Raw genomic sequence first — 23,907 nt, 5'->3', positions numbered from 1 at the left:
CCAAAAGGAGGTTCATCTTATGAAAGAAAAGAATTTTCAACAAACAGTAGGCTTTAGTGTAAAGGATACGTTAGCACTTTATTGGCTTTATGCAACACAAGATACGGAAAAGTACTCTGTAGAGATCCATCAACAGTTTCAAGATGAATTCCCCGGGCGTAAAGTTGGCTATGAATATGTTGCAAGAATCGCAAAACAGTTAGAAGCAGAAGGAGCGCTATCTTCCAGACAAATTCATAAAAAAGTTCTTTATACGAGTACAGAACTTGGAAAAAATCGATTAAATCGGTACAACGAACTCTATTTTGAGCGATTCCATGAAATTGTTTTAGTATTAGACCGCTTCTATTTTGAATTAACGAAGAACGGTGAGAAACCACCAAGACCAGAATATCCATTACCAGAAGAATTTCGAAGCTATTTTTCGAAACTTATTTCAGTAAAAGATGCAGTCCGTTATTTAGCATTAAAGCTTTCTCAAACTCGTTCTAGTTTTTATATGGCTGAAGTTGGCCAGCAATTAGAAGATTTATTTGGTTGGTGTCCGTCGAATGGCTATTTATATCAGATCGCATGGGAGCTTGAAGATCAAGGTTACTTAGTGGGTTCTTGGCCAGATGAAAAGAGAACAGTTCGAAATTTAAGAGGTACTGATGAAGGTGTGTCATTTTACAGAACAATCGCTGCATCACTAGAAGAACGTATTACGACTATTCGTCGTTATTTACGCTATATGCTCAAGTTTTTTACAAGAATACATGTTGAACAATAATTTATTGAATATTGTTTCATCTTTTATTATAATATGTAACATACTTACAATTTCAAATTGAAATCGTTGAGCAGGAGTAGTAGATAAGTCCAAAATGGTACAGAGAGTCGACGGTAGTGGAAGTCGATCCATTTCCTTATTGAATGGACCTGTGAGTGATTACTTGAAAATAGTAGGGTAATCCGGCACATACCGTTATATGTGAGAGGTAGCTTATGCTACAAGTAAGGTGGTACCGCGGAATTCCGTCCTTTATAGAGTTGTTTCTCTATGGAGGACTTTTTTTATTGTAGCGGAATGAGCTGGATTGAGTTGAGAAGAGCTTAGAAAAGGAGTTAAACAAATGACAGTAGAGACGAGAATGTATGAGATGAAGACAATTCAAGGAGATATGCTCACACCTATTTCGATTTACCATGCTTTAAAGGGACCAAAGAAAATGTTATTTGAATCATCAGCAAAGCATGAAGAAAGTGGCAGATATTCATTTATTGCGGTCAATCCAATTGCCGAGTTAAAAGCTACGAATAATGAGTATCAATTTTTTAATAAAGAACATGAGTTAGTGAGTCAAGGTAACAATGCTTTTGACAAGCTTAAATCTTTGTTACCAACTGAAAACAGTCAATTACCTTTTTCATTTTTTGGTGGTGCAATCGGCTATTTTGGTTATGAAACGGCCTTCTATCATGAAAAAATAGGCGAAAGATTAAATGATGATTTACAAATGCCTGATATGCATGTGCTCTTTTACGATACCTTTGTTGTGGTGGATCATTTAATGCAAAAAGTGCATTTAGTAGCAGTTGATCTATTAAAAAAAGAATCATCTCAAAAAGAATTATATGAACGAGTATGTAAAATTGAAGAGCAACTGAATACAACCGTTAATACTCAGACAACTAATGATTCAGATGAAGTTCAATTCAAATCCACCATTAAAAAAGAAGAATTTTGTGAAATGGTTCTTCAAGCAAAGCAACATATTGCGCAAGGGGATATTTTTCAAGTGGTATTATCGCAACGATTTGCAGCAGATTTTACTGGTAATCCTATGAATCTTTATCGAAGACTTCGTACTGCAAATCCATCCCCTTATATGTTCTATATGGATTTTGATGAATATGTGATTTTAGGAACGTCACCTGAAAGTCTTGTCAAAGTTGAAGGTCGTGTTGTGACAACAAATCCGATTGCCGGTACAAGACGACGGGGAAAAACCAAACAAGAAGATTTAGCATTAGAGCAAGAACTTTTACAAGATGAAAAGGAACTGGCAGAACATCGAATGCTCGTTGATTTAGGAAGAAATGATATCGGAAAGTTAAGTAAAATTGGATCTGTTAAGTTACCAAAATTTATGCACATAGAACGTTATAAACATGTAATGCATATTGTTTCTGAAGTGACAGGTGAGTTAAAGAACGATATTCATCCTCTTGATGTTTTGGCTACAACTCTACCAGCCGGTACAGTATCTGGTGCTCCGAAAATTCGTGCCATGCAAATTATCAATAATTTGGAGCGAGATAAAAGAGGAGTGTACGCTGGTGCAGTAGGGTATATTTCTATTTCTGGTAATATGGATATGGCGCTTGCTATTCGAACAATGGTCATTACGAAAGGGAAAGCATACGTTCAAGCTGGAGCGGGCATTGTCTATCATTCTGTTCCCGAGAAGGAATATGAAGAGACATTGAACAAAGCGAAAGCATTATTGGAGGTGCGCCCATGATTTTATTAATCGATAATTATGATTCATTTACGTATAATCTATTTCAACAAGTAAGTAGTCTAGGCAAAGACGTGAAAGTTGTTCGTAATGATGCAATAACAGTAGATGAGATTCGAAAAATGCAACCTGAAGCAATTGTCATTTCTCCAGGCCCAGGAACTCCATCTGAAGCTGGGATATCAATTGAGGTTATTAAAAACTTGTATACAGAATTCCCGATTCTAGGAATTTGCTTAGGTCATCAATCAATAGCAGAAGCATTTGGAGCGAAAATCATACAAGCTCAACAAATTAAGCATGGCTTATATTCAACGCTTAACCATACAAATATTGGGTTATTTAAGAATTGTCCCGAATCTGTTTCCGTCATGCGATATCATTCACTAGTGATTGATAAAGAGACCCTTCCTTCTGAATTGCAAATTACAGCAATTGCAGAAGATGATCAAGAAATTATGGCCATTCAGCATCAAGAATATCCCGTATTTGGCTTACAATTTCATCCAGAGTCAATTGGTACAAAAGAGGGCGACTTAATGATTCAGATGTTTTTAGATTCTTTTTGTAGAAAAGTTGTTTAAGTATTTTCTAAAAAATAGGATATATATGGCCGTAGACAAACTAGAAGAAATTCAAGTTTATCTACGGCCTTTTTCTAATAGACTTTGTTTAAAGTGATCGTTGATTTTCCATAGAAATAAGCGTATTCGAAATGAATACGCTTATTTACTATTGCTTTAATCAAGATTTAATAAATCCGAAATTATTTCTGCACTTCCATCTGTAAACATAAAAATTGACAATGAAATACATAATAGTCCTACAAATACATAACCCATTTTTTTAATTAAGAAATATGGCTTTTTCATAAACAGTCCCTTAGTTATCAAAAACAATCCTAAAACTAAGATTAAGAAATACCATAACCCCATTATTCCACCCCTTTACTATTTTGTATAAGACGTTTAACCTCAATGAAAGTTCTTCCTATTCAAGTTAGTTTTCGAGGAGAATAGGTAATTTTTTAACATTTTAGTCAATACATTTATATGATTGTTGCAAAAAAGCAACATTATTTAGACTTATTTTTTGCTCAAATTTCAAATCCGTAAATTTAAAACACAAATGATGAATAAAAGCTACACAAAGATGAATATAGTGAATTAGCTAAAACTTACTCAAAAAATCTTACAGAATGTTTTATAAAAAATGTTGCATTCTTGCAATAAGAAAGGGGATTGGTTATGACAGAGATTGAAATCATACAACATTTTGGCAAGTATCAAATGCAACTACCCCTTCGAGATATGATTAAGGACTTTGTTTCCAACAAATATGAATATGCTGTTATTGTAAATCATCAACATTTAATTGAGGGATTTTTCACCAATCAAATGTTGTTAGAAAAATGTTGTGAACTAGGATTTAGCAAAATCAATTCAATCGATTCACTTATGTCCATTTCATATGCATTAAACAAAAACTTCACGATCTTAACTGACATTCCTACAAACGTTCACTTCTTCAATGATCAAACAGATTTATACTTCATTTGTAAAGATGGTGAAATTATTGGGATAATTGACCATTTTATTTTTTTACAATACTTTTCTAAAAACGTTCAATCTGAAAAGCATCATTTTGAGACTGTATTTAATGCGGTTCCAAGTGGCATAATGTCTGTCAATATAGAAGGCCATATCACGATGATGAACCCGGCTGCGGAAAAGATTTCAGGTGTGGCAAAAGACAAGGCAATTGGAAACTTTATCACAGATGTTGTACCTCCTAGAGGATTATTAAGGGTATTACAAACCGGTAAGGGGCATGTTGAGAAATATCAAGTCGGAAAACGATGGTATATTTCCCACCGTGAACCGATCTATGATGGAAAACAACTAGTTGGAGCGGTTGGCGTATTTGATGATATCTCCAAAATGGAAACGCTTTCCACTGAATTAGAAACTGTTAAACGATTGGCTAAAGAAAATCAAACATTACTCTCTAATAGTCTGGATGGTGTTGCAATCATAGATGAAAAAGGAACGATATTGCAGCAAAATGCTCTTTTTCATCAAATGAATTTAACGATTCTGTTCGATAAGCAACAACATTTAAAATTATTTGAATTACTTCAAGAATCATTACGATCAAATACACAGCATGTTTATGAGGAATACATTGCCAGAGTAAATGCCATCTATAAAATCTCTTTTACCCCTATTCATGAGGAACAAAAGCAGCAACCTACGCAAATATTCGTACGCATCCAAGATATGACGGAACAAAAGAAAATAAGTCATCAATTAGAGAAATTACAAGAATTGAATGCGTACTTTTTACGATTAAAGCCTGATGAACGTTTTATCTATTCATCAGATGAAATGAAAGGAATCGCAAATAAAATCAAAAAAATGGTAAAGGTGAATGCGCCGGTTTTACTAAAAGGGGACATCGGTACAGGAAGATCAACAATAGCACGTCAAATTATTTTACAAAGTGGAAGAAAAAACGCCCCTTTTCTTGAAATTGATTGCCGTGGAAAAAGTTATAAAGATTTAGAACATCTATTATTTAATTCTAAGGCAAATAGCTTTATACGTATGCTATCGGACGGTACAATCTATTTCAAAAACATCGATTTTCTCCCATTTCCATTACAAAATAGGTTGGCAGAATTATTGTCTCATCAATCTGTAAGCAATCAACTGGATACTAAAGTTGTCGATATTCGTCTGATTGCTTCTGTTTCTAATGATCTTTCCTTTACAGGAGAGAAGCCATTTTGCGAACAACTCTATTACTTACTAAATGCTTTTACCATCACAGTTCCACCACTATCGTATCGAATAGAGGACGTCAAGTTAATCATGCAACAGTTTATTGAAACACTAAATAAAAAATATGATACAGAAACATGGATTACGGAAGATGCGATGGAGTTTATCTCACGAAAAAAGTGGAAACAAAATTTACAAGAACTCAAAGACTTTATCGAACAAATCATGGTCATATCTCCAAATCAAATCATCAATTTGAAATGTATCATCGAGTATTTACAAGAATATGAGCAACAATTAGAGAAACCTATTGTTGTCAATCAAATCATCCCTCTTAAGCAGGCAAAAGAGGTAGTAGAAAAAGAACTAATTGAACTTGTTAGCACACAAAATATATCGTATCGAAAAATGGCAAAAATTCTAGAGGTGAATCCATCAACGATTATCAGAAAAGTTCAAAAAAATAAGTTGTAATTTAACGAAAAAGGAGTGTTATAAATGGTTCAGAACATTAGTGTAATTGGTTCAGGAATAATGGGAAGAGGCATCGCTTATAACTGTGCGATATATGGATATAATGTTACATTACACGATTTAGATAAGTCAGCATTAGCAAACGCGCAACATTCAATTGAAACACTTGCACTTGAAAGTTTAGAAAAAGGCTATATTACAAGAGTTCAGAAGAACTTACTGTTTGAAAACGTGCACTACATCAATAATCTCGAAACAGCGGTGATTCATGCAGATTTAGTAATTGAGGCAATTATTGAAAAGATGGATGAAAAAATAGATCTATTTAGAAAATTGGATTCCATCTGTCCAGAAAAGACCATCTTAGCAACAAACACTTCCTCATTAAGCCCTACCGAAATAGCTGCTCAGACAGCACGACCAGATCAAGTAATTGCGATGCATTTCTTTAATCCTGTTCATAAGATGAAGCTGATTGAAATTATTCGTGGTCTTGAAACATCAGATGAAACCGTACAAATTATTAAAAAGGTTGCTTCTAACATTCAAAAAGAATCCATCGAAGTAACGGAATTTCCTGGTTTTGTCACATCAAGAATGAACGTCTTAATCGGAAATGAAGCCATGAATATGTTAATGGAAGGTGTTGCTTCTGCTGAAGATATCGATAAGGCTGTTAAATTGGGCCTTAACCATCCAATGGGCCCACTTGAATTAGGGGATCTAGTTGGTTTAGATACAAGATTACGAACATTAGAGTACTTACACAAAACTTTAGGGGAAAAATATCGTCCAAGCCCATTACTTGTAAAATACGTTAAAGCGGGTCGACTAGGACGTAAGAGCGGTCATGGTATTTACGAATACAACAAAGAGGTGAGAACCTAATGCAATTTCGCAACATTCTACTGGAAGAAAAAAATGAGATTGGCTTTCTTTCATTAAATCGTCCGGAAACGCGTAATGCACTTGATGCAACAATACTGAAAGAATTAGAAGAAGGCTTCCATATTTTAGAGAATCAACCCGACATACGCATTATTGTCATACAAAGTTCGAGCGACAAAGCTTTTGCAGCAGGTGCAGATATCAAAGCATTGCACAGCCGTTCCCCTTTAGATGCCCTTATACCTGGTATGCAAGCACTTTACAACAAAATTGAAAATTGCACAAAACCAACAATTGCTTTAGTCAATGGTTTTGCATTAGGCGGTGGATGTGAATTGGCACTAGCCTGTGATATCCGTATTGCTACAGAACGAGCGAAATTTGGATTGCCAGAGCTGAATTTAGGCATAATCCCTGGAGCTGGTGGCACACAAAGATTGGCTCGCACTATTGGCAAAGGAAGAGCATTAGATCTTATACTTACTGGCAAGATCATTGATTGCAGGGAAGCTGAGCGAATTGGATTAGCTACTTATTTCACACCTATCGAAGAGCTTGAGACACTCCTTACAACAATTACAGATAACATTTTGAAAAAAGCCCCACTTGCCATACAGCTTGCAAAAATGGTAGTGCATAAAGGATTTGACATTGATCTTCAAACAGCACAATGGATTGAAAAACTTTCATCGAGTGTGCTATTTGGCACAGAAGACAAAAAAGAAGGGACGCTAGCCTTTATCGAAAAAAGAGCAGCTCAATTTTCAAATAAATAGGAGGGAAGCTTTTGAATTTTCGAGTAGCAGAAGAATTGGAAGAACTAAAAGCCATTGCTCGTAAGTTTGTAAAGGAACAAGTAGAACCCTTTGCAAACCAGATTGAAGAAGAAAACAAAATTCCTTCACATATCGTGGAAAAGTCAAAAGAATTAGGTTTTTTCGGAATTAGTATACCCGAAGAATACGGCGGACTAGGGCTCGATATGGTTAGCAAATGCCAAATGTTGGAAGAATTTGCAAAAACGCATAATGGCTATACCACTTTAGTTTCATGTCATGTAGGTATTGGTTCGGTTGGAATTGTGGAATTCGGAAATGACGCTCAGAAGAAAAAGTATTTACCCAAAATGGCTACAGGAGAATGGCTGGGTGCATTTGCATTAACGGAGCCAGATGCAGGTTCAAATGCCGCCAATCTTAAAACCACAGCAAAGCGGATAGGTGATAAATATATTTTAAATGGAATGAAACATTATATTACCAACGCACATGATGCACATATTTTCACCGTGATGGCTGTCACTGATCCAACTAAAGGGGCACGAGGTATTACATCATTTATTGTTGAAAAAGACACTCCTGGCTTTTCGATTGGTACACCAGAGAAAAAACTTGGTTTAAGAGGTTCCCATTCTGCTGAACTCTATTTTGAAGATGTTGAAATTCCAATTGAAAATCGTTTAGGCCTAGAAGGCGAAGGTTATATAAATGCGTTGAAAATACTAGCCAATGGTCGCGCTGGAATGGCCGCGAGATGCTTAGGATCATCTGAAAAGTTACTGGACTATTCGATGCAACATACGAAAGAACGAATTCAATTTAATCAACCAATCTTTGAATTTCAGGTGATTCAACATATGTTAGCAGATATTGCATTACAAATCGAAACTTTACGCTCTTTTACCTACAGCGTAGCGTGGAAAGTTGATCAAGGACAGCGAGTTGTAAAAGAAGCAGCGATGGTGAAATTATATGGTTCAGAGGTATATAACAGAGTGGCGGATTTAGCTTTGCAAATCCATGGTGGTCTAGGCTATATGAAGGATTATCCAATCGAACGTTTTTTCCGTGATGCCCGTATTACCCGCATTTATGAAGGAACGTCTGAAATTCAACGGAATATTATTGCCTCAGAACTAAGTCGTGAATACGAAGCAAAGGTGTGATGGAGTTGAGAGATGTTTATATTGTCGATTGTGTTCGTACAGCCATTGGTAAAATGGGCGGCACACTAAAACACGAAAAGCCTGATTTTCTCGCAGAAAAAGTGATTCGTGGATTGCTTTCAAAAATCAATCAATCAATTGAAGTGGATGAAATCATTTTAGGGCAGGCGCGTCAGAGTGCAGATGCAGCAAATATCGCTCGCGTGGCTGCCTTACGTGCACAAATTCCAGAACAAACGACAGCTTACACAGTCCATCGTCAATGTGGTTCCGGGCTTCAAGCAATTCATAATGGTGCTCAGCAAATTGCCCTGGGCTTACAAGACGTTGTAATTGCTGGAGGGACTGAAAGCTTAAGCTCTTCCCCTTATTATTTGCGCGGGGCAAGGTATGGTTACAATGTTGGGAATGCGGAGTTAGTGGATCCAAATACTGAAAGTCAACTGTGTTCTCAACCACAAGATCTGTATGGAAGTTTTACGATGGGATATACAGCAGAAAATCTAGCGGAAAAATATAAGATTTCTAGAACAGCACAGGATTACTTTGCATTAAGAAGTCAAGAGCTTGCACGTCAAGCCATAAAAGAAGGTCGATTTTCAGATCAAATTATTCCTTATGAAATAGCTACGAGAAATACACCTACTATTTTTTCTGAAGATGAACATCCACGTCAAACTTCTATTGAACAGTTAGCGGCTTTAAAACCTGTTTTTAAAGAAAATGGGACTGTGACTGCAGGAAATGCCAGTGGAAGAAATGACGGAGCAGCTGCGATTTTACTAATGTCACAAGAAAAACTAGAGCATTATGATTTGAAACCAAAAGCAAAAATTCTTGCTCAAGCAGTTGCTGGTGTATCTCCACAGTACATGGGAATAGGGCCAGTTCCTGCTACTAAAAAAGCTTTGAAACAAGCGGGTTTACAACTTGCAGATATCGATGTGATTGAGTTGAATGAGGCATTTGCGGCTCAAGCATTGGCAGTCATTCAAGAAGCAGAAATGGATCTAGATAAAGTAAACGTAAATGGTGGAGCAATTGCTCTTGGTCATCCAATTGGTGCTACTGGGGCTATTTTAATGACGAAATTGATCTATGAATTACAACGCCAAGAAGCACGGTATGGTTTAGTGACATTATGCATTGGTGGTGGACAAGGGATTACCACCATTATCGAAAATTGCCAATAATCGTCGTGAATAGGAGGTAACTAGATGGTAGATTTCTCATTTACAGATGAACAACAACAGTTTCGTAAAATTCTACAAGATTTCGCAAAGGAAGAATTACTTCCAAACTATACAAAATGGGATCGAGAAAATATAACCCCTCGGCACCTTTGGAGGAAACTTGGGGAGTTAGGTGTAAATGGTTTACGGATTCCAGAAGAATACGGTGGAAGCGGTGCAGATTGTGTAACAACTGGAATTGCAGCGGAAGAGATTGGAAGAGGCGATTTCAACTTAACATATGCTGTTATGTTAAATGGACTTGTTGGTGAAATTTTGGCACAACATGCAAATTCATATATAAAGAATGAATGCTTACCACAAATTGCAAGTGGCGAGAAAATCGTAGGAATTGCAATTACTGAGCCCTCTGCAGGAACGGATGCTGGAGGTATCACTTCTACTGCTGTAAGAAACGGAGATTATTATATTCTAAATGGGGAAAAATCCGGAATCAGCGTAGCAACTTGTGGCGATGCTTTCCTCATTTTTGCAAAAACAGACCCATCCAAAGGTAACCGTGGTATTAGTGCCTTTCTCGTTCCTTCTAACTTAGATGGTTTATCTACAAAAGGTTACGAAGATATGGGAAATATTCCAGTTGGACGTGGTTCGATTTATATGCATGATGTAAAAATACCTGCTTCATATCTTGTTGGTGAGGAAAATAAAGGTTTTTCCCAAGTGATGAATGGCTTCGATTTAAGCCGATTACTTATTGGACTACAGTGTGTTGGTGCAGCTATGCAAAGTATTGAGGAAACGATTGAACATGTAAAAATACGTCATTCTTTTGGAAAACCACTTGCTACTTATCAAGGAGTTGCCTTTCCGATTGTGACACATCATACCCAATTAGAGTTGATTAAATGGCAAGCTTATCGCGGGTTATGGTTGCGTGATCATGGATTTAATCATTCGAGAGTTTCATCGACCGTCAAATGGTTAGGACCTAAATATAGTGTGGACGCTATTCATGAATGTCTATTGTTAAATGGTCATTATGGCTACACAAAGGAAATGCCATTAGAGCAACGTTTACGTGATGTCATTGGACTAGAAATAGGAGATGGAACAGCACAAGCAAATCAAATGGTCATTGCAAAAGAGATTATAGGCAAAGAATATCGTTGTTATTAAAAGGGGGAGTTATGCATGAGTCAAGCAACAAATTATGTTCTTACAAATGGTGACATCACACAGTTAACAGATATTTTATATGACAAAATAGATGGAATTGCCAAAATCACTATTAACCGTCCACAAGTTTATAATGCTTTTCGTGCTCAAACTATTCAAGAGCTAATATGGGCGTTTCGAGATGCTTGGGATGATAATCGGATCGGAGCAGTTATTCTAACAGGTGCTGGAGAGAAGGCATTTTGCGTAGGCGGTGACCAAAAACAGAAAAGTTCTGAGGGTGGCTATAACTACAATGGAGGTTTAGGAGGTGGAATTGGTTTAGAAATTGAATCGCTTCATCAAACCATCCGTAATATTCCTAAACCTGTTATTGCTGCAGTAAATGGCTTTGCAATTGGTGGGGGGCACGTCTTACATGTTATATGTGATTTAACGATTGCTGCAGATACAGCAAAATTTGGGCAAAGCGGTCCAAAAGTCGGAAGTTATGATGCAGGTTTTGGTTCTGCCTATTTAGCAAGAATTGTTGGCGAAAAGAAAGCACGTGAAATTTGGTATTTATGTGAGCAATACACTGCACAGGAATGCAAAGAGATGGGCTTAGTCAATAAAGTAGTCCCAGCTGATGAGTTGCAAAATGCCGCTGAAGAATGGGCTCGTAAAATTCTTGAGAAAAGCCCAACTGCTATTAAAATGCTAAAGTATTCATTTAATGCGGATAGTGCGAGCATCCAAGGTATTTCTCAGTTATCGATGGGAAGCCTTGCTATGTTTTATAACACAAAAGAATCGTATGAAGGAAAAGAGGCATTTCTTGAAAAACGTCCTGTTAACTTTAAAAAGTTTCGAGTAAACGAGGGGGAGCACTATGAAAATTGATTTGGCTCTAAAAGAATCGTATATTGCAGAAAATCAGACCATTTGGCCTCAAAAGACGATTTTAAATTACCTCCAAGAAGCCATTGAAAAACATCCAAATAAAGTTGCCATCATTGATAAAAACACGCGTTATACCTATGCAGAACTCGGCAAAATAGTAGATCGTGTTGCCCTCGGTTTATTAGAACTTGGTATTCAAAAGAATGATGTTGTTTCGATACAATTACCAAATTGGAATGAATTTATCATTCTGCATTATGCCATTACTCGAATAGGAGCCATCACTAACCCTCTGATCCCAATTTATCGAGAACGCGAAATTTCGTATATGGTTGGACTCGTTGAATCGAAAATGATCGTCATTCCAGACGAATTTAGAAATTTTGATTATACAAAAATGGTTTCTGATTTAAGACATCAATGGCCATTTTTACAACATGTATTTGTGATTGGAGAAAATGTGCCAGATTCGATGAAACCAATTAGCTATTTATTTGATACGCCTTGGGAAGAAAAACGAAATGTTGCAGAGCTAGATGAAATTGAACTTGATCCAAATGATGTTACGGAAATTATCTTTACATCTGGTACCACAGGTAAACCAAAGGGTGTTATGCATACACATAATACTTTATGTGTATCTACAGATTATTGGATTGATCATTTACAACTAACAAGTGATGATGTCATGTTCATGGCTTCTACTTTCGCGCATCAAACTGGTTTTGGTTATGGTGTACGACTTCCGACTCATCACGGCGGGACAGCAGTATATCAGGATGTTTGGAATCCGGAAGAGTTTTTACAACTTGTAGAAAAAGAAAAAATTACCTATACAGCAGGAGCTACACCATTTTTACAAGATACCATTCAGTGTCCACATATTAAAAAGTATAATTTGGATTCACTACGCGCATTTGTGGCTCTTGGGGCACCGATTCCTAGGATTCTTGTCAAAGAAGCAGCAAACCTTGTAAAGTTTAACATTCTATCTGGATGGGGACAAACTGAAAATGGTCTTGTCACGTTAACGAAGTTACACGATGCTGAAGAGAAGCTAACAGGTACAGATGGTGCACCCTTCCCTCATATGTTTGTAAAAGTAGTTGATGCCTATTTCGATGAAGTCAGTCCTAATACAGAAGGAAATTTACTTGTTAAAGGCCCGGCTCTATTTGTTGGGTATTATAAGCAAATTGAAGAAACTCGTGCTGAATATCATGGCGATTGGTTTATCACTGGAGATCGTGCAATTATGGATGAAGATGGTTATATCAGAATTACCGGTCGAAATAAAGATATTATTTTGCGTGGCGGTGAGAACATTCCAGTAGCTTATATTGAGAATGTTTTATATGAGCATCCTGATATTTTTGCGGCTCAAGTCGTTGCTATGCCAGATCCGCGATTACAAGAAAAAGCATGTGCTTGTATTTGTTTAAAACCTAATGCTCCCGAATTGACTTTTGAAGAAATGCAACAATTTTTAGAAGAAAAAGGTGTTGCTAAACAATATTGGCCAGAGCGGTTAGAATTATTTGAGGAATTTCCTCGAACACCAAGTGGTAAAATTCAAAAGTTTAAATTAAGAGAAATCATTGGAGGTTATTCTATATGACAAAAAGAGTAGCATTTGTTACGGGTGCGGGTAGAGGAATTGGACGAGAAATTGCTTTAAAGTTAGCTCAAAATGGCTTATCAGTGGCTGTGACAGATGTTCATCTGGAAAATGCCACTGAGACAGTTTCACAAATTAAGGAACTTGGTGGGACAGCAGAAGCAGTTCTATGTGATGTGACGAAATTAGAAAGTGTAGAAGCGGCCGTACAAAATACGGTAAAGCATCTTGGGAAAATTGATGTGTTAATCAATAATGCTGGTTGGGATAAAATTGAGCCATTTTTGAAAAGTGAACCTTCAACATGGGAACTTATTTTATCTATTAATCTGATGGGACAAATTCATACATGTAAAACGATCTTGCCACTTATGATTGAAAATGGATATGGCAAAGTAGTCAATATCGCATCTGATTCTGGTCGAGTAGGATCAAGTGGGGAAGCGGTGTATTCTGCAGCAAAAGGCGGAGTTATTGCTTTTACGAAAACGCTGGCACGTGAAATGGCACGTCATAAAATCAATATTAACAGCATTGCACCAGGACCTGCTGATACTCCATTATTTAAAGAAATCGGGGAGTACAACGAAGGGATTGCAACTGCGTTAGTAAAAGCGATTCCATTTAGACGATTAGCCAAACCATCAGATATTGCAAATGCAGTAGCTTTCTTAGCATCCGACGAAGCCGAATATATAACAGGCCAAACTCTTTCTGTAAATGGTGGACTATCGATGGTTTAATGAACTAAGGGAAGTAAATAGAACATAAGAAAAACAAACATGGCCTAGTTTAGCATTAAAATAATGATACCAAAAAACGGCATCTTAATATAAGGAAATACGGTTAGATATAAAGATGAGGATATAAATGTATTATCGTTTATTAGCAATAGGTTTGATATTATTATTTATCAGTATTTTTTTGTTTATTTCATGTATATCGAAAAAGAATTTACATTTTCCGATACATTTAAAGCGGTTCTTGCATGAGGATCAGGTGGATTATTATTAGTAATCACCATCCCAAGCCTTAAATATATGATCTTTAAAGAATATGATGTTGTAAAAGGAAATTGCGTTATTGAAATAAGTTCATTTGGGCGTTCCAGTGAAGCATCGTTTGAAATGAAGGATACAGATGAAGAATTTGATTTCAGGGATATCCCTGAACTGGATGCCTATGGTAGGACGGTTCCATATTATTGTGAGGTTACTGTTACAAAGGATCGAGTTTGGAGTAGGATATAAGATTTATAATGCTAAATCGAGAAAACTTATAAGCACAAGTGAATAGCATAATTCACTTGTGCAAGAGAAGCGTATGCGGAATTTCCCATACGCTTTTTATTTTCCGATTATATTTAATATCTGCCATTACATAATATAATTATGTAAACTAAAATTAAACATCAGTTCGGAGATAGGGAGCACTTTCATCCTTAGTTAAAAAAGTGAGCGACATTTTCGTCTTATATATGCTCCGATTAAAATCCCCGATACACCAGAAGTCATCCAATAACAATTGACGAATAACAGATTATAACTCACTAAATGTTCTGTAAGATCATCATAAATAAAAGTTAGTTGATAAAATAAAACGACAATCACATGTAAATTCTAATACAGTATTTTTAGAAGTAAATTGTAAAATGATCGTGAGAACAAAAAAGTTATAGCAAATAATTTTGTTTTGCTATAACTCTAAATGCATTCTTAAGACTTTAATTTATATTATACGATCTTTAAAAATACAAATGCCCTACATCTAAACTTGCGAGGTGATCCCATTTAATCCATGCAAGTGCAAGTTCCTTTCCGATTTGAATATAGAAAGTGGATTCTTGATGTGTATAATCGTCTTCATCACGATTATAAATGGCTAAAATCTCTGCTAGATCCTGATCACCTTTAAGATGTGCTGTGTAAATTTCTTTATATGCGACTAATTCAGGCTCTTGACTTAATGCATTTTCGTCAAAATCAGCAATTGCATGTGCTAAGTGTCTTAAAGTGTTGGTATCATAATAAAGGATAAAAGCACCTTTTACAGGTAGATCATTTGTAAGCGCTTCTGGTAATTGATCATACATTTTTTGTGTATCTTCGTTTAAACCAAAATGTTCAATTTTGGCAATTTCAATATGTAGCGCAGCGAGATAAGCAGATACAGCAAGTTTACTTTCTCCCATAAGATAAGCAATTTTTCCAATACCTCGATATAAATTACTATTAGACGGTTCAACTTGAATGGCAGCTGTATACATATTTAAAGCTTGATCATATTGTCCTGCACGTCTTAATTCAAGCGCATGATTAATCATTTTTTCAACATTTGACATAATTCTCAACCTTTCTAAGTGGATGAACCTATTATATATTATTTGAGTAAAATAGGGGAAATATATAAATAGAACATTTGTTCTATCGATTAAAAAATAGCATTTTTAATAAAAATAAATCTTTTTACTTTATTTTAAGCATTTTTATATTATTCTTAATTAATTATTATCTATTGAAAATGCTTCATTTAGCACGACAGAACAAATGTTCTATAATTTATTTAAGTCCTTCAATTGCTCCAGGCGCAACTAAAACAGGTATTACAAAAGGTGTACCATATGACACAAACCATCAATTCCATGATCGCATGGGTAAACCTTTGAAATTGCTTCAGCTGTTTTCGTTATTTAGTTTCACAAAATGAATGCTACATATCAAGTTAAGTGATCGTTGTAGATGGTGGGGCTTTTATGTAAAACGGGATATTTATCAGTTTTAGAAAATTACAAACCATACTATTTAAAAACAGTACAAATTTGTACTGTTTTTTATGATTAAACAACTAATATTACATTATTCTTCCATTTTCATTTTACTTTTGCATTATAATTTGAAAAAAATGCTCTTTTCTTGAATATCAGAACATACGTTTGTGTAATTTGATTAACGATCAATTCTTGATCACTTAAAAATAATAGGTGCAGAAAAGGATGTTCATTTAAATTTTATAATTGAAAATGGATTGAAAAATTTACTTAGCCAACAACAGATTGTATTAAATAATAAAGGAATAAGAACCAAAGATCGAATTCAATTTAAAACAACATACAATAAAATACTGCTAGAACAAGTCAAAGAATTTGCCAAGAAACACAATTTAAGAGTTAATGATATTATTATTGAGTTAAGTACTCATTTCATTAATATATAAAACTGAAGATTTGATTTAACATTTTTGAGTATAGGGAACAAACTCTTTTTTTAAATTCTTTTTAGTTTACATAATATAAATTCTAGGAAGTTACGTTTCACTCAATAAGTATACTTTAAATAGTGAGATATTTGAGATTTTTTCTAAGAAATCCACAAATTTTACGCATAAAAAAACTTCAGCCTTGATCACTGAAGTTTTTAGCGTTTTGCCGAACGAGTTGTTTGATTGTTTGTGTTATGATTTTGCCGAGCTTTTTTTGATTTGCTTATATGTTGCATTTTGTTCCACGTTTCTACCATTTTACGCTTTACTGAACTGCTATTTTCTAAAATGAATGAATATCCGCCAATAAGTATTTTTTTTACTGTTGTTAGATATTTACGGTTTAATTTTGTTTGAATTATATTCCAGTTTAATAATTTCAGTTGAGATAATCGTTGTTTAGTATTCATATGTTTTTGTGCTTTGCCTGTTTGTGTTTCGTCTGGTAATTCCAATGAACGAATTGCTAAATCAAACTGCGTTTCTGATACCTTGATTCTCATATCGATTAATACTAATGGGATCAAGGCTAAAGATAAAATAAGTGTGATAAAAACAAATATCAATTGCGAACCCCCCTGTCCTTTGTTTCTACAACACACTATTCCCTATTTATATGCTTTAAAAACATTTAAAGCACAAAAATATTTGAATTTTTCGGCAACAATAAAAGCAACCGGAAAATATGGTTGCTTTTATCAGTTAAATTGTAACTATAGCCATAGAGCAATTAGGTTAACAAATAATACTAAAGGTACCCTAAACGAATTTTTTCCATTCAGCGGCCATTTTATCGATTGTTTGGATAAAATCATGTTTTCCTTGTATGTACTTCTCGATATCAACCGGATTTTCTTGTGCTAATTTTTTCTTTAAAGCACCATATTGTAGTGCTTCATGATGATTTGCGATAAGAAAATCACGAAAGGCTAAATGTCTATCAATTTCATGATCTCCAGTTTGGAACATATGAATATGATGTGTACGATTTGATAATGTTCCTTTAATAAAAAAACGTCTACCTGGTATTCCATTCTCACCAAAGGCTCTATATCCATTTACAGCAAGCCGCTCCGTGAAATCATCAATCCGATGAATGTTCTTTACTTCCACAAGAACATCAATAATTGGTTTTGCTGGCATATCAGGTATTGCTGTACTACCAATATGGTAAACTTCAATGATCTCCTCTTGTAATAACTTTCGTAAATTCTCCGCTTCTGCATCAAACATTTCTGGCCATTTTTCATTGTAAGGAACAACCTTCACTTCTCGCATCATTTCATCTCCATTTCCAATTTCTCTTAACTTCTACTAATGAATCAATCGATACTGATTAACAGGTCTTCCGACGCCTCCATACTGAATATCTATTTTTACCTTATTTTGTTTTTCAAGGTAATCTAAATAACGACGAGCAGTTACGCGAGCAAGGCCAACACCATTTGCCACTTCCTCAGCAGAAACGGATGCCTCTTGCGTACCGATAAATGAAACAATTTTCTCAAGTGTTGCAGCATTCAGACCTTTTGGTAAATGGTCATCTGAATTTTGAGGTGAGCTTTTTTGTTTGTGTAAAAGCGTATCGAGCTCACTTTGAGTCATCTCATTCTTTTCATCGATCTTTGCTTTAAAGTGTCGATAATTTTGTAATGTATGCTTCATACGATCAAATGAAAATGGCTTCATAATGTAATCAAATACACCAAGTTGGAGCATTTTCTGAATGGTTTTGATATCATTTGCTGCGGTTACAGCAATCACATCGACTTTAAGACCTTTCTCTCGAATCTTTTTTAACGTCTCGATACCGTCTTGTTCTGGCATGAAAATATCCATAAAGACAAGATCTGGTTTTAGCTGTTTAATTTGTTGAATACCTTCCACACCATTCTTGGCTGTACCAATTAAATGATATCCAGCTACCTGTTCGATAAATTGACGATTCACTTGTCGAACCATTGGATCATCTTCGACTAATAGCACTTGAATCGGTTGCATATCATTCATCCCCTTTTATAAATAAAACGTAACAAACACACTTGTCCCTTCACCTGGGGAACTTGTTACATCAATTGTACCATCTAACTTTTTGACAATGTCTTGAATTAAATAAAGGCCTATGCCATGGTTTTCATTTCTCTTTGTGGTAAAACCATTTGCGAAGATACGCGAAATCACTTCATCAGACATACCAACACCGTTATCTTCGACTAGGATAGATAACGTCTCCTCATCTTGATCAATACTAATGAGAACTTTCTTATCGTCTTTGTTGATTAACTGAAGTGCATCAAAAGCATTTTCGATTAAATTCCCAATAATAACGACAAAATCATTAAAGTCTAGCTGATCTGGTAAATAAGTCAGTTGACTATTCATATCAATTTCAACATCTATGCCTAGTTCTTTTCCGTGATTAATCTTACTTAGCAAAAGTCCAGAGATGTTTTGATTCTTAATACGATCATTTAAAAAATTAGCAATCTCATCTTGTTTTTCTTTGACTTCTTCAATATAAGACAATGCCTGTTGATAATGGCCCAACTGTAATAATCCAGCAATTGTATGAATTTTGTTTTTATGTTCGTGATTTTGAATTCGTAATGCCTGCACAAATTCTTTCACACCTGTAAGTTCTTCAGCAAGCTTTTTCACTTCAGTTCGGTCTTGGAAAATAGCAATGGCACCAACTGTTTCACCATCTACTTCAATGGGTACACGATTACTCATAATGTTATGCTGGTTGATAAATAATTCTTTGTTATAGATAGGTTGATTATAATCTAATATCTCAGGTAAACGAGTATCTGGTAAAATATCATAGATTTTTTTACCGATTAAGTCTTGCTGATCGACCCCTAATATTTGTTTCGCTTTAGTATTGAAAATAGTGACCGTAAAATCATTATCAATCGCTATAATCCCCTCATGCATCGCATTAAACGTTTCTGTACGTTCTGTATAGAGCTTTGCAATTTCATGTGGTTCTAAATCAAACATCTGTTTTTTCATGTTTCTACCGAGCATCCAAGCGCCCCAGGCACCGAATAAGAGTGATAATAACGTTGCAACTAATATTTCTTTACGAATACTATATAAAATTTCTACTATTGTTGGTAGACTGTATCCGACAATCACAACGCCCACTTGTTGGTGTTTTTCATTCATAATCGGTACAAAAGCACGGATCGTTTTTCCGACTTCACCTTTTGCTTTCGATAAGTAATAATGTTCAGCAAAAGCGGCATTTTCATCGCTCGTATTCGATTTCTTACCGATTAAGGCTTTTACAGGATGAGATAAACGGATATGATCCATATTTAGCACAACAATATATTCTGCTTTGTTAATAATTCGTATGCCCTCTATGGTTTCATTGATCACCTTTGCTTGATCTATAGGTTTTTTATCTGTTGAAAGCTCTTTTTGTACTTCTGGAAGTTTCGCAACCGTTCGTGCAATAAGCATTGCTTGATTCCCTAATTCTTTTTCCTTTGTAGACAGAATATTACCTAAAACAAAAATTCCTGCTACTAAAAATGAAAATACAATGATGAAGAAGGTGAGCGACATGATTTTGCCATTCATCGACAGATGCTTCCCTTTCACCGTTCTTCCTCCAATCTGTTAGTATACGAATATTGTATCACTTGATATTATGTTAGAATAGAAAGAAAATGTCAGAATGTTGGTGATTGCATGAAAGTTTATATTACAACCGCCATTTTAACAATTGTGCTGCTTCTTGGTGCCATCGGCTATAAGCAGCAATTTTGGCAAACAGCAACGTTACCGGTGGATGATGAACAGCAAGGCCTAAATAAACAAATTGTGATCAACTTTAGTCATGTCGTTGCAGAAGATACACCAAAGGGACGTACAGCGATTAAATTTGCTGAACTTTTAGAGCAAAAGACAAATGGTCGTATCCATGTCATTATCTATCCAAATGGCATGCTATATAACGATGATAACGAATTGAAAGCATTACAAAATGGAGATGTACAGATGATCGCGCCAACTTTCTCTAAAATGACTAAAGTAATCCCCTCTTGGCAAGTATTAGATTTACCGTACTTATTCCATACAGATGAAGATGTAAAGAAAATATTAGATGGTCGTGTCGGTGAACAATTACTGAACCAATTAAATCATGCAAATATAAAAGGTCTTGCTTTCTGGAATAATGGCTTTAAACAAATGATTTCGGAGAAAAAACCATTAGTAAGGTTAGAAGACTTTCAAAACTTGAAAGTTCGTGCTATGCCTAGCAACGTACTACAATCTCAATTTGAAATACTTGGCGCAAGTTCAATCACCACTTCATTTGATGAATTGTATTCCGAAATCGAAAATCATGAAATTGATGCACAAGAAAATACCATTTCAAATATCTATTCAAAAGGTTTTTATAAAGTTCAAAACCATATTACCTTATCGAATCATGGGTTATTGGGGTATGCTGTATTGATGAATGAAGACTTTTGGAATAGTCTCTCACCAGAACTACAAGAAGATGTAACAGAGGCTATGAGTGAAGCGACAGAATGGAATTTTAAAACAGCTAAAAAGATGAATAAGGTTGACTTAGAAAAATTAGAAAAAGAACCGAATATCGATATATCTCCCCTATCTGTTGCAGAACAGAAAAGATGGGAGCAGAAATTCCAACCGTTATATACATCCTACAAGGATGAAATCGGTTCCGTCTTCTTAAAAGAAATCCAATCCGAGATGAGTTATTAATATCTGTATTAGTACAAAAAGAACTTAATTCTTAAATTATCTAAAAATTTTTTAAACCGAGAATTTATTCTCGGTTTTTTCTTATTCTGCGCTATGACTGGCTTTGCGATTCATTTAAGTAGCCATTAAACATCTATGACCAAAATGACCAAAAAGAGTTTTATCACCATAATAATCGTTTTCATTTTCGATAGAGTATCATGGTCAATGTAAGCGATAACAAAACGAACTAAATAATAAACTTCACACAAAGAGGGTATGATTATGAGAATTAACTTTAAAAACTTAACTGTTCAAGTTATTTGTGCAATTATTCTAGGGATTATCGTTGGTGTCCTATTCCCTAGTTTCGGTGCTCAATTAAAAGTTTTAGCAGATATCTTTATTAAACTCATTAAAATGCTAATTGCTCCAATTATCTTCCTAACAGTTGTTACGGGTATTGGCGGAATGGGCAACTTGAAAAAAGTGGGTACAATCGGTGGTAAAGCACTTATTTACTTTGAAATTGTTTCATCAATTGCTTTAGCGATTGGTTTAGTTGTTGTTCACATCATTCAACCAGGTAAGGGTTTAGATACTTCACATGTTAAAGGTGGAGACATCGCACAATTTACAAAACAAGCTGCTGAATCTGATCATGGGTTTGTAGCATTTATCTCGAATATTATTCCTGATAATTTCTTTGGTTCACTTGCAAACGGCGAATTGTTGCCAGTCCTATTTTGTGCAATTCTATTTGGGGTAGCCGCTGCATCAATTGGTGATCCTGTAAAACCAGTCATTAAACTTTGCGAACAAGTTTCAGAGATCTTCTTCAAAATTATCGGAATGGTCATGAAATTATCTCCTATCGGAGCATTTGGTGCTATGGCATTTACAATTGGTAATTTTGGTTTAGGTTCATTAAAATCATTAGGTTTACTAATGGCATCCGTTTACATTACAATGTTTTTATTCGTTGTAATCGTATTAGGGTTAATCGCAAAATTCTTTGGATTTAACATTTTAAAGTTCATAGCTTATATCAAAGATGAATTATTCGTCGTACTTGGTACTTCATCATCAGAATCAGCATTACCTTCTATTATGCAAAAACTTGAAAAATTCGGATGCTCAAAGCAAGTGGTTGGTTTAGTTGTTCCAACTGGTTATTCATTTAACTTAGATGGTACGTCGATCTATTTATCAATGGCAGCAATGTTCATTGCTCAAGCCTATCATGTTGACTTATCATTATGGCAACAAATTTACTTACTTGGAATTTTGATGATTACATCAAAAGGTGCTGCTGGGGTAACTGGTTCAGGCTTTATTACTTTAGCTGCAACTATCACTGCATTCCCGATGATTCCAGTATCAGGAATTGCATTGCTTATCGGTGTTGACCGCTTCATGTCCGAAGCTCGCGCCATTACAAACATTATTGGCAACTCAGTTGCTACAGTCGTAATTGCAAAAATGGAAAAAGAATATGATCCTGCTAAGCATAAAGAATTAGAAGAAGAAATTGCTATTGCACATCAACATGCACATAATCATTAAGGCAGAACGTCATTAAGGATCTCGATCTCCTCGACAATGACTTTCGATATAACCACCCGCTTTCCTCGTTGCGGGTGGTTTTTTATTGTACTAGTTATGCCTTAACTTTAACTGTTGAAGCAGTTCAGAAAGTTCGATTTCCTCCATTGAATTAATTTTCATTACCACTTGATGATCAAAATCTAAATTTCGAGTTGCAGTATTCGGTACCACAACACATGGAATATTAGCACGAATAGCTGCAAGTGAGCCATTTGGAGAATCTTCAAAGACAACTGCTTCATTTGGCTGAATAGCAAAATACTCTAATACTCTTAAATAAAGTTCAGGATTCGGCTTTACTTCACTCACATCATCTGCAGTCAATATTAAATCAAAAAACCTTTCTAAATCCAAAAGTTCTAAAAATCTGTAAATCCACTTACTTGTTGAACTTGATGCAAGTGCAACCTTTAACCCAAGATTTTTTGCTTGTTCGAAGTATTGAATGACACCTTCTCGAGGAGATTTCTCTAGAATGGATTGATCAAATATCGCTGTCCTTTCTTTAATGATTTCTTCCTTGTTTAAATTCGCATGACAAGTTAATAGTCTTTCATAAGGGTCAAAAACAAAATTGGTGCCAATTGACTCATGCCATCTTTCCAACGGAAATTCTACATTGTATTTTTTATAAATACTTTGATACGACTCCAATTCATAGGTCTCTGTATCGAATATTAATCCATCAAAATCAAAAATAACAGCTTTGATCATCCAATCGCTCCTCTATGTATAAAACATTCAAAATGTAAGATATTGTTTTCATACTCCTAAAACATTCTATACATATTGCAAAAATCCTCTTATATAATAATCAAAAACACAAAACCAAACAATCCTACCGCAT

At 35.2% G+C, this 23,907-nt stretch carries 22 protein-coding genes and 1 other annotated feature; of the genes, 15 read left to right on the top strand and 7 right to left on the bottom strand.

The features are described from left to right. Positions 1-19 precede the first annotated feature (19 nt). The 3 genes from CEF14_RS04980 (at position 20) to CEF14_RS04970 (ending at position 3,088) form a co-directional block, all read left to right on the top strand. The gene (locus CEF14_RS04980; protein ID WP_102691837.1) at positions 20-772 is read left to right on the top strand and encodes a helix-turn-helix transcriptional regulator; all 753 of its coding nucleotides are present in this window, start codon (positions 20-22) and stop codon (positions 770-772) included. Between the two features lie 57 nt (positions 773-829). Next, positions 830-1,028 (top strand) — a binding site (T-box leader). Between the two features lie 87 nt (positions 1,029-1,115). Further along, the gene (trpE, locus tag CEF14_RS04975; protein WP_102691836.1) at positions 1,116-2,507 is read left to right on the top strand and encodes an anthranilate synthase component I; all 1,392 of its coding nucleotides are present in this window, start codon (positions 1,116-1,118) and stop codon (positions 2,505-2,507) included. Then, complete coding sequence (locus CEF14_RS04970; RefSeq protein WP_102691835.1) at positions 2,504-3,088, top strand: anthranilate synthase component II; 585 nt, start codon at positions 2,504-2,506, stop codon at positions 3,086-3,088. Before trpE ends, CEF14_RS04970 begins: the two co-directional genes overlap by 4 nt. Positions 3,089-3,244: 156 nt before the next feature. Here CEF14_RS04970 and CEF14_RS04965 read toward each other — a convergent pair whose 3' ends face one another. After that, positions 3,245-3,439 carry a hypothetical protein gene (locus tag CEF14_RS04965; protein ID WP_102691834.1) on the bottom strand — a complete coding sequence of 65 codons (195 nt, stop codon included), beginning with the start codon at positions 3,437-3,439 and terminating at the stop codon, positions 3,245-3,247. Between the two features lie 312 nt (positions 3,440-3,751). Here CEF14_RS04965 and CEF14_RS04960 point away from each other — a divergent pair, with 312 nt between their 5' ends. The 10 genes from CEF14_RS04960 (at position 3,752) to CEF14_RS18935 (ending at position 14,716) form a co-directional block, all read left to right on the top strand. Then, a complete protein-coding gene (locus CEF14_RS04960; RefSeq protein ID WP_102691833.1) occupies positions 3,752-5,761 on the top strand; it encodes a sigma 54-interacting transcriptional regulator in 2,010 nt (669 codons plus the stop codon). 24 nt (positions 5,762-5,785) lie between these two features. Further along, on the top strand, positions 5,786-6,649 hold the full coding sequence (locus CEF14_RS04955) for a 3-hydroxyacyl-CoA dehydrogenase NAD-binding domain-containing protein (RefSeq protein WP_102691832.1): 864 nt from the start codon (positions 5,786-5,788) through the stop codon (positions 6,647-6,649). Beyond that, a complete protein-coding gene (locus CEF14_RS04950) occupies positions 6,649-7,425 on the top strand; it encodes an enoyl-CoA hydratase/isomerase family protein (protein WP_102691831.1) in 777 nt (258 codons plus the stop codon). The genes CEF14_RS04955 and CEF14_RS04950 overlap by 1 nt, the downstream gene beginning before the upstream one ends. An 11-nt stretch (positions 7,426-7,436) precedes the next feature. After that, positions 7,437-8,594: an acyl-CoA dehydrogenase family protein gene (locus tag CEF14_RS04945; protein ID WP_102691830.1), complete on the top strand. Its 1,158-nt coding sequence runs from the start codon at positions 7,437-7,439 to the stop codon at positions 8,592-8,594. Positions 8,595-8,599: 5 nt separating this feature from the next. After that, complete coding sequence (locus CEF14_RS04940) at positions 8,600-9,787, top strand: thiolase family protein (RefSeq protein WP_211284561.1); 1,188 nt, start codon at positions 8,600-8,602, stop codon at positions 9,785-9,787. A gap of 24 nt (positions 9,788-9,811) precedes the next feature. After that, the gene (locus tag CEF14_RS04935) at positions 9,812-10,966 is read left to right on the top strand and encodes an acyl-CoA dehydrogenase family protein (RefSeq protein ID WP_102691828.1); all 1,155 of its coding nucleotides are present in this window, start codon (positions 9,812-9,814) and stop codon (positions 10,964-10,966) included. Between the two features lie 15 nt (positions 10,967-10,981). Continuing rightward, the gene (gene menB / locus CEF14_RS04930; protein ID WP_102691827.1) at positions 10,982-11,848 is read left to right on the top strand and encodes a 1,4-dihydroxy-2-naphthoyl-CoA synthase; all 867 of its coding nucleotides are present in this window, start codon (positions 10,982-10,984) and stop codon (positions 11,846-11,848) included. Next, the gene (locus tag CEF14_RS04925; RefSeq protein ID WP_102691826.1) at positions 11,838-13,466 is read left to right on the top strand and encodes an AMP-binding protein; all 1,629 of its coding nucleotides are present in this window, start codon (positions 11,838-11,840) and stop codon (positions 13,464-13,466) included. Before menB ends, CEF14_RS04925 begins: the two co-directional genes overlap by 11 nt. Beyond that, positions 13,463-14,209, top strand: coding sequence for an SDR family NAD(P)-dependent oxidoreductase (locus CEF14_RS04920; RefSeq protein ID WP_102691825.1), 747 nt, complete (start codon positions 13,463-13,465; stop codon positions 14,207-14,209). The genes CEF14_RS04925 and CEF14_RS04920 overlap by 4 nt, the downstream gene beginning before the upstream one ends. A 297-nt stretch (positions 14,210-14,506) precedes the next feature. Then, complete coding sequence (locus tag CEF14_RS18935; RefSeq protein WP_102691824.1) at positions 14,507-14,716, top strand: hypothetical protein; 210 nt, start codon at positions 14,507-14,509, stop codon at positions 14,714-14,716. Positions 14,717-15,210: 494 nt separating this feature from the next. On the opposite strand, the gene CEF14_RS04910 is transcribed toward CEF14_RS18935, so the two are convergent. From CEF14_RS04910 to CEF14_RS04880, 5 genes are all read right to left on the bottom strand, one after another. Beyond that, positions 15,211-15,807 (bottom strand): tetratricopeptide repeat protein, encoded by a 597-nt coding sequence (locus CEF14_RS04910; RefSeq protein ID WP_102691823.1) that lies wholly within the window; start codon positions 15,805-15,807, stop codon positions 15,211-15,213. A gap of 1,072 nt (positions 15,808-16,879) precedes the next feature. Continuing rightward, positions 16,880-17,290: a hypothetical protein gene (locus CEF14_RS04895; RefSeq protein WP_102691820.1), complete on the bottom strand. Its 411-nt coding sequence runs from the start codon at positions 17,288-17,290 to the stop codon at positions 16,880-16,882. A gap of 193 nt (positions 17,291-17,483) precedes the next feature. Beyond that, positions 17,484-18,002, bottom strand: a complete 519-nt coding sequence (locus tag CEF14_RS04890; protein WP_102691819.1) for a GrpB family protein — start codon at positions 18,000-18,002, stop codon at positions 17,484-17,486. A 36-nt stretch (positions 18,003-18,038) separates the two neighbouring features. Further along, on the bottom strand, positions 18,039-18,725 hold the full coding sequence (locus tag CEF14_RS04885; RefSeq protein ID WP_102691818.1) for a response regulator: 687 nt from the start codon (positions 18,723-18,725) through the stop codon (positions 18,039-18,041). A gap of 15 nt (positions 18,726-18,740) precedes the next feature. Then, positions 18,741-20,315: an ATP-binding protein gene (locus tag CEF14_RS04880; RefSeq protein WP_102694296.1), complete on the bottom strand. Its 1,575-nt coding sequence runs from the start codon at positions 20,313-20,315 to the stop codon at positions 18,741-18,743. A gap of 111 nt (positions 20,316-20,426) precedes the next feature. On the opposite strand from CEF14_RS04880, the gene CEF14_RS04875 reads away from it, so the two are divergent. Both CEF14_RS04875 and CEF14_RS04870 read left to right on the top strand, forming a co-directional pair. Next, the gene (locus CEF14_RS04875) at positions 20,427-21,473 is read left to right on the top strand and encodes a DctP family TRAP transporter solute-binding subunit (RefSeq protein ID WP_102691817.1); all 1,047 of its coding nucleotides are present in this window, start codon (positions 20,427-20,429) and stop codon (positions 21,471-21,473) included. 264 nt (positions 21,474-21,737) lie between these two features. Continuing rightward, positions 21,738-23,018, top strand: coding sequence for a dicarboxylate/amino acid:cation symporter (locus CEF14_RS04870; RefSeq protein ID WP_102691816.1), 1,281 nt, complete (start codon positions 21,738-21,740; stop codon positions 23,016-23,018). 90 nt (positions 23,019-23,108) lie between these two features. On the opposite strand, the gene CEF14_RS04865 is transcribed toward CEF14_RS04870, so the two are convergent. Then, complete coding sequence (locus CEF14_RS04865; RefSeq protein WP_102691815.1) at positions 23,109-23,774, bottom strand: HAD family hydrolase; 666 nt, start codon at positions 23,772-23,774, stop codon at positions 23,109-23,111. Positions 23,775-23,907 lie beyond the last annotated feature (133 nt).

It is taken from the genome of Rummeliibacillus pycnus, from assembly GCF_002884495.1.
GTDB lineage: Bacteria > Bacillota > Bacilli > Bacillales_A > Planococcaceae > Rummeliibacillus > Rummeliibacillus pycnus.
The sequence above is the reverse complement of the archived record's forward strand: the minus strand, read 5'-3'. Positions and strand labels throughout refer to the sequence as shown.

Coding starts and splice junctions, on each gene's coding strand:
- CEF14_RS04980 (WP_102691837.1), top strand. CDS start 20: ATGAAAGAAAAGAATTTTCAACAAACAGTAGGCTTTAGTGTAAAGGAT.
- trpE (WP_102691836.1), top strand. CDS start 1,116: ATGACAGTAGAGACGAGAATGTATGAGATGAAGACAATTCAAGGAGAT.
- CEF14_RS04970 (WP_102691835.1), top strand. CDS start 2,504: ATGATTTTATTAATCGATAATTATGATTCATTTACGTATAATCTATTT.
- CEF14_RS04965 (WP_102691834.1), bottom strand. CDS start 3,439: ATGGGGTTATGGTATTTCTTAATCTTAGTTTTAGGATTGTTTTTGATA.
- CEF14_RS04960 (WP_102691833.1), top strand. CDS start 3,752: ATGACAGAGATTGAAATCATACAACATTTTGGCAAGTATCAAATGCAA.
- CEF14_RS04955 (WP_102691832.1), top strand. CDS start 5,786: ATGGTTCAGAACATTAGTGTAATTGGTTCAGGAATAATGGGAAGAGGC.
- CEF14_RS04950 (WP_102691831.1), top strand. CDS start 6,649: ATGCAATTTCGCAACATTCTACTGGAAGAAAAAAATGAGATTGGCTTT.
- CEF14_RS04935 (WP_102691828.1), top strand. CDS start 9,812: ATGGTAGATTTCTCATTTACAGATGAACAACAACAGTTTCGTAAAATT.
- menB (WP_102691827.1), top strand. CDS start 10,982: ATGAGTCAAGCAACAAATTATGTTCTTACAAATGGTGACATCACACAG.
- CEF14_RS04925 (WP_102691826.1), top strand. CDS start 11,838: ATGAAAATTGATTTGGCTCTAAAAGAATCGTATATTGCAGAAAATCAG.
- CEF14_RS04920 (WP_102691825.1), top strand. CDS start 13,463: ATGACAAAAAGAGTAGCATTTGTTACGGGTGCGGGTAGAGGAATTGGA.
- CEF14_RS18935 (WP_102691824.1), top strand. CDS start 14,507: ATGATCTTTAAAGAATATGATGTTGTAAAAGGAAATTGCGTTATTGAA.
- CEF14_RS04910 (WP_102691823.1), bottom strand. CDS start 15,807: ATGTCAAATGTTGAAAAAATGATTAATCATGCGCTTGAATTAAGACGT.
- CEF14_RS04890 (WP_102691819.1), bottom strand. CDS start 18,002: ATGCGAGAAGTGAAGGTTGTTCCTTACAATGAAAAATGGCCAGAAATG.
- CEF14_RS04885 (WP_102691818.1), bottom strand. CDS start 18,725: ATGCAACCGATTCAAGTGCTATTAGTCGAAGATGATCCAATGGTTCGA.
- CEF14_RS04880 (WP_102694296.1), bottom strand. CDS start 20,315: ATGAATGGCAAAATCATGTCGCTCACCTTCTTCATCATTGTATTTTCA.
- CEF14_RS04875 (WP_102691817.1), top strand. CDS start 20,427: ATGAAAGTTTATATTACAACCGCCATTTTAACAATTGTGCTGCTTCTT.
- CEF14_RS04870 (WP_102691816.1), top strand. CDS start 21,738: ATGAGAATTAACTTTAAAAACTTAACTGTTCAAGTTATTTGTGCAATT.
- CEF14_RS04865 (WP_102691815.1), bottom strand. CDS start 23,774: ATGATCAAAGCTGTTATTTTTGATTTTGATGGATTAATATTCGATACA.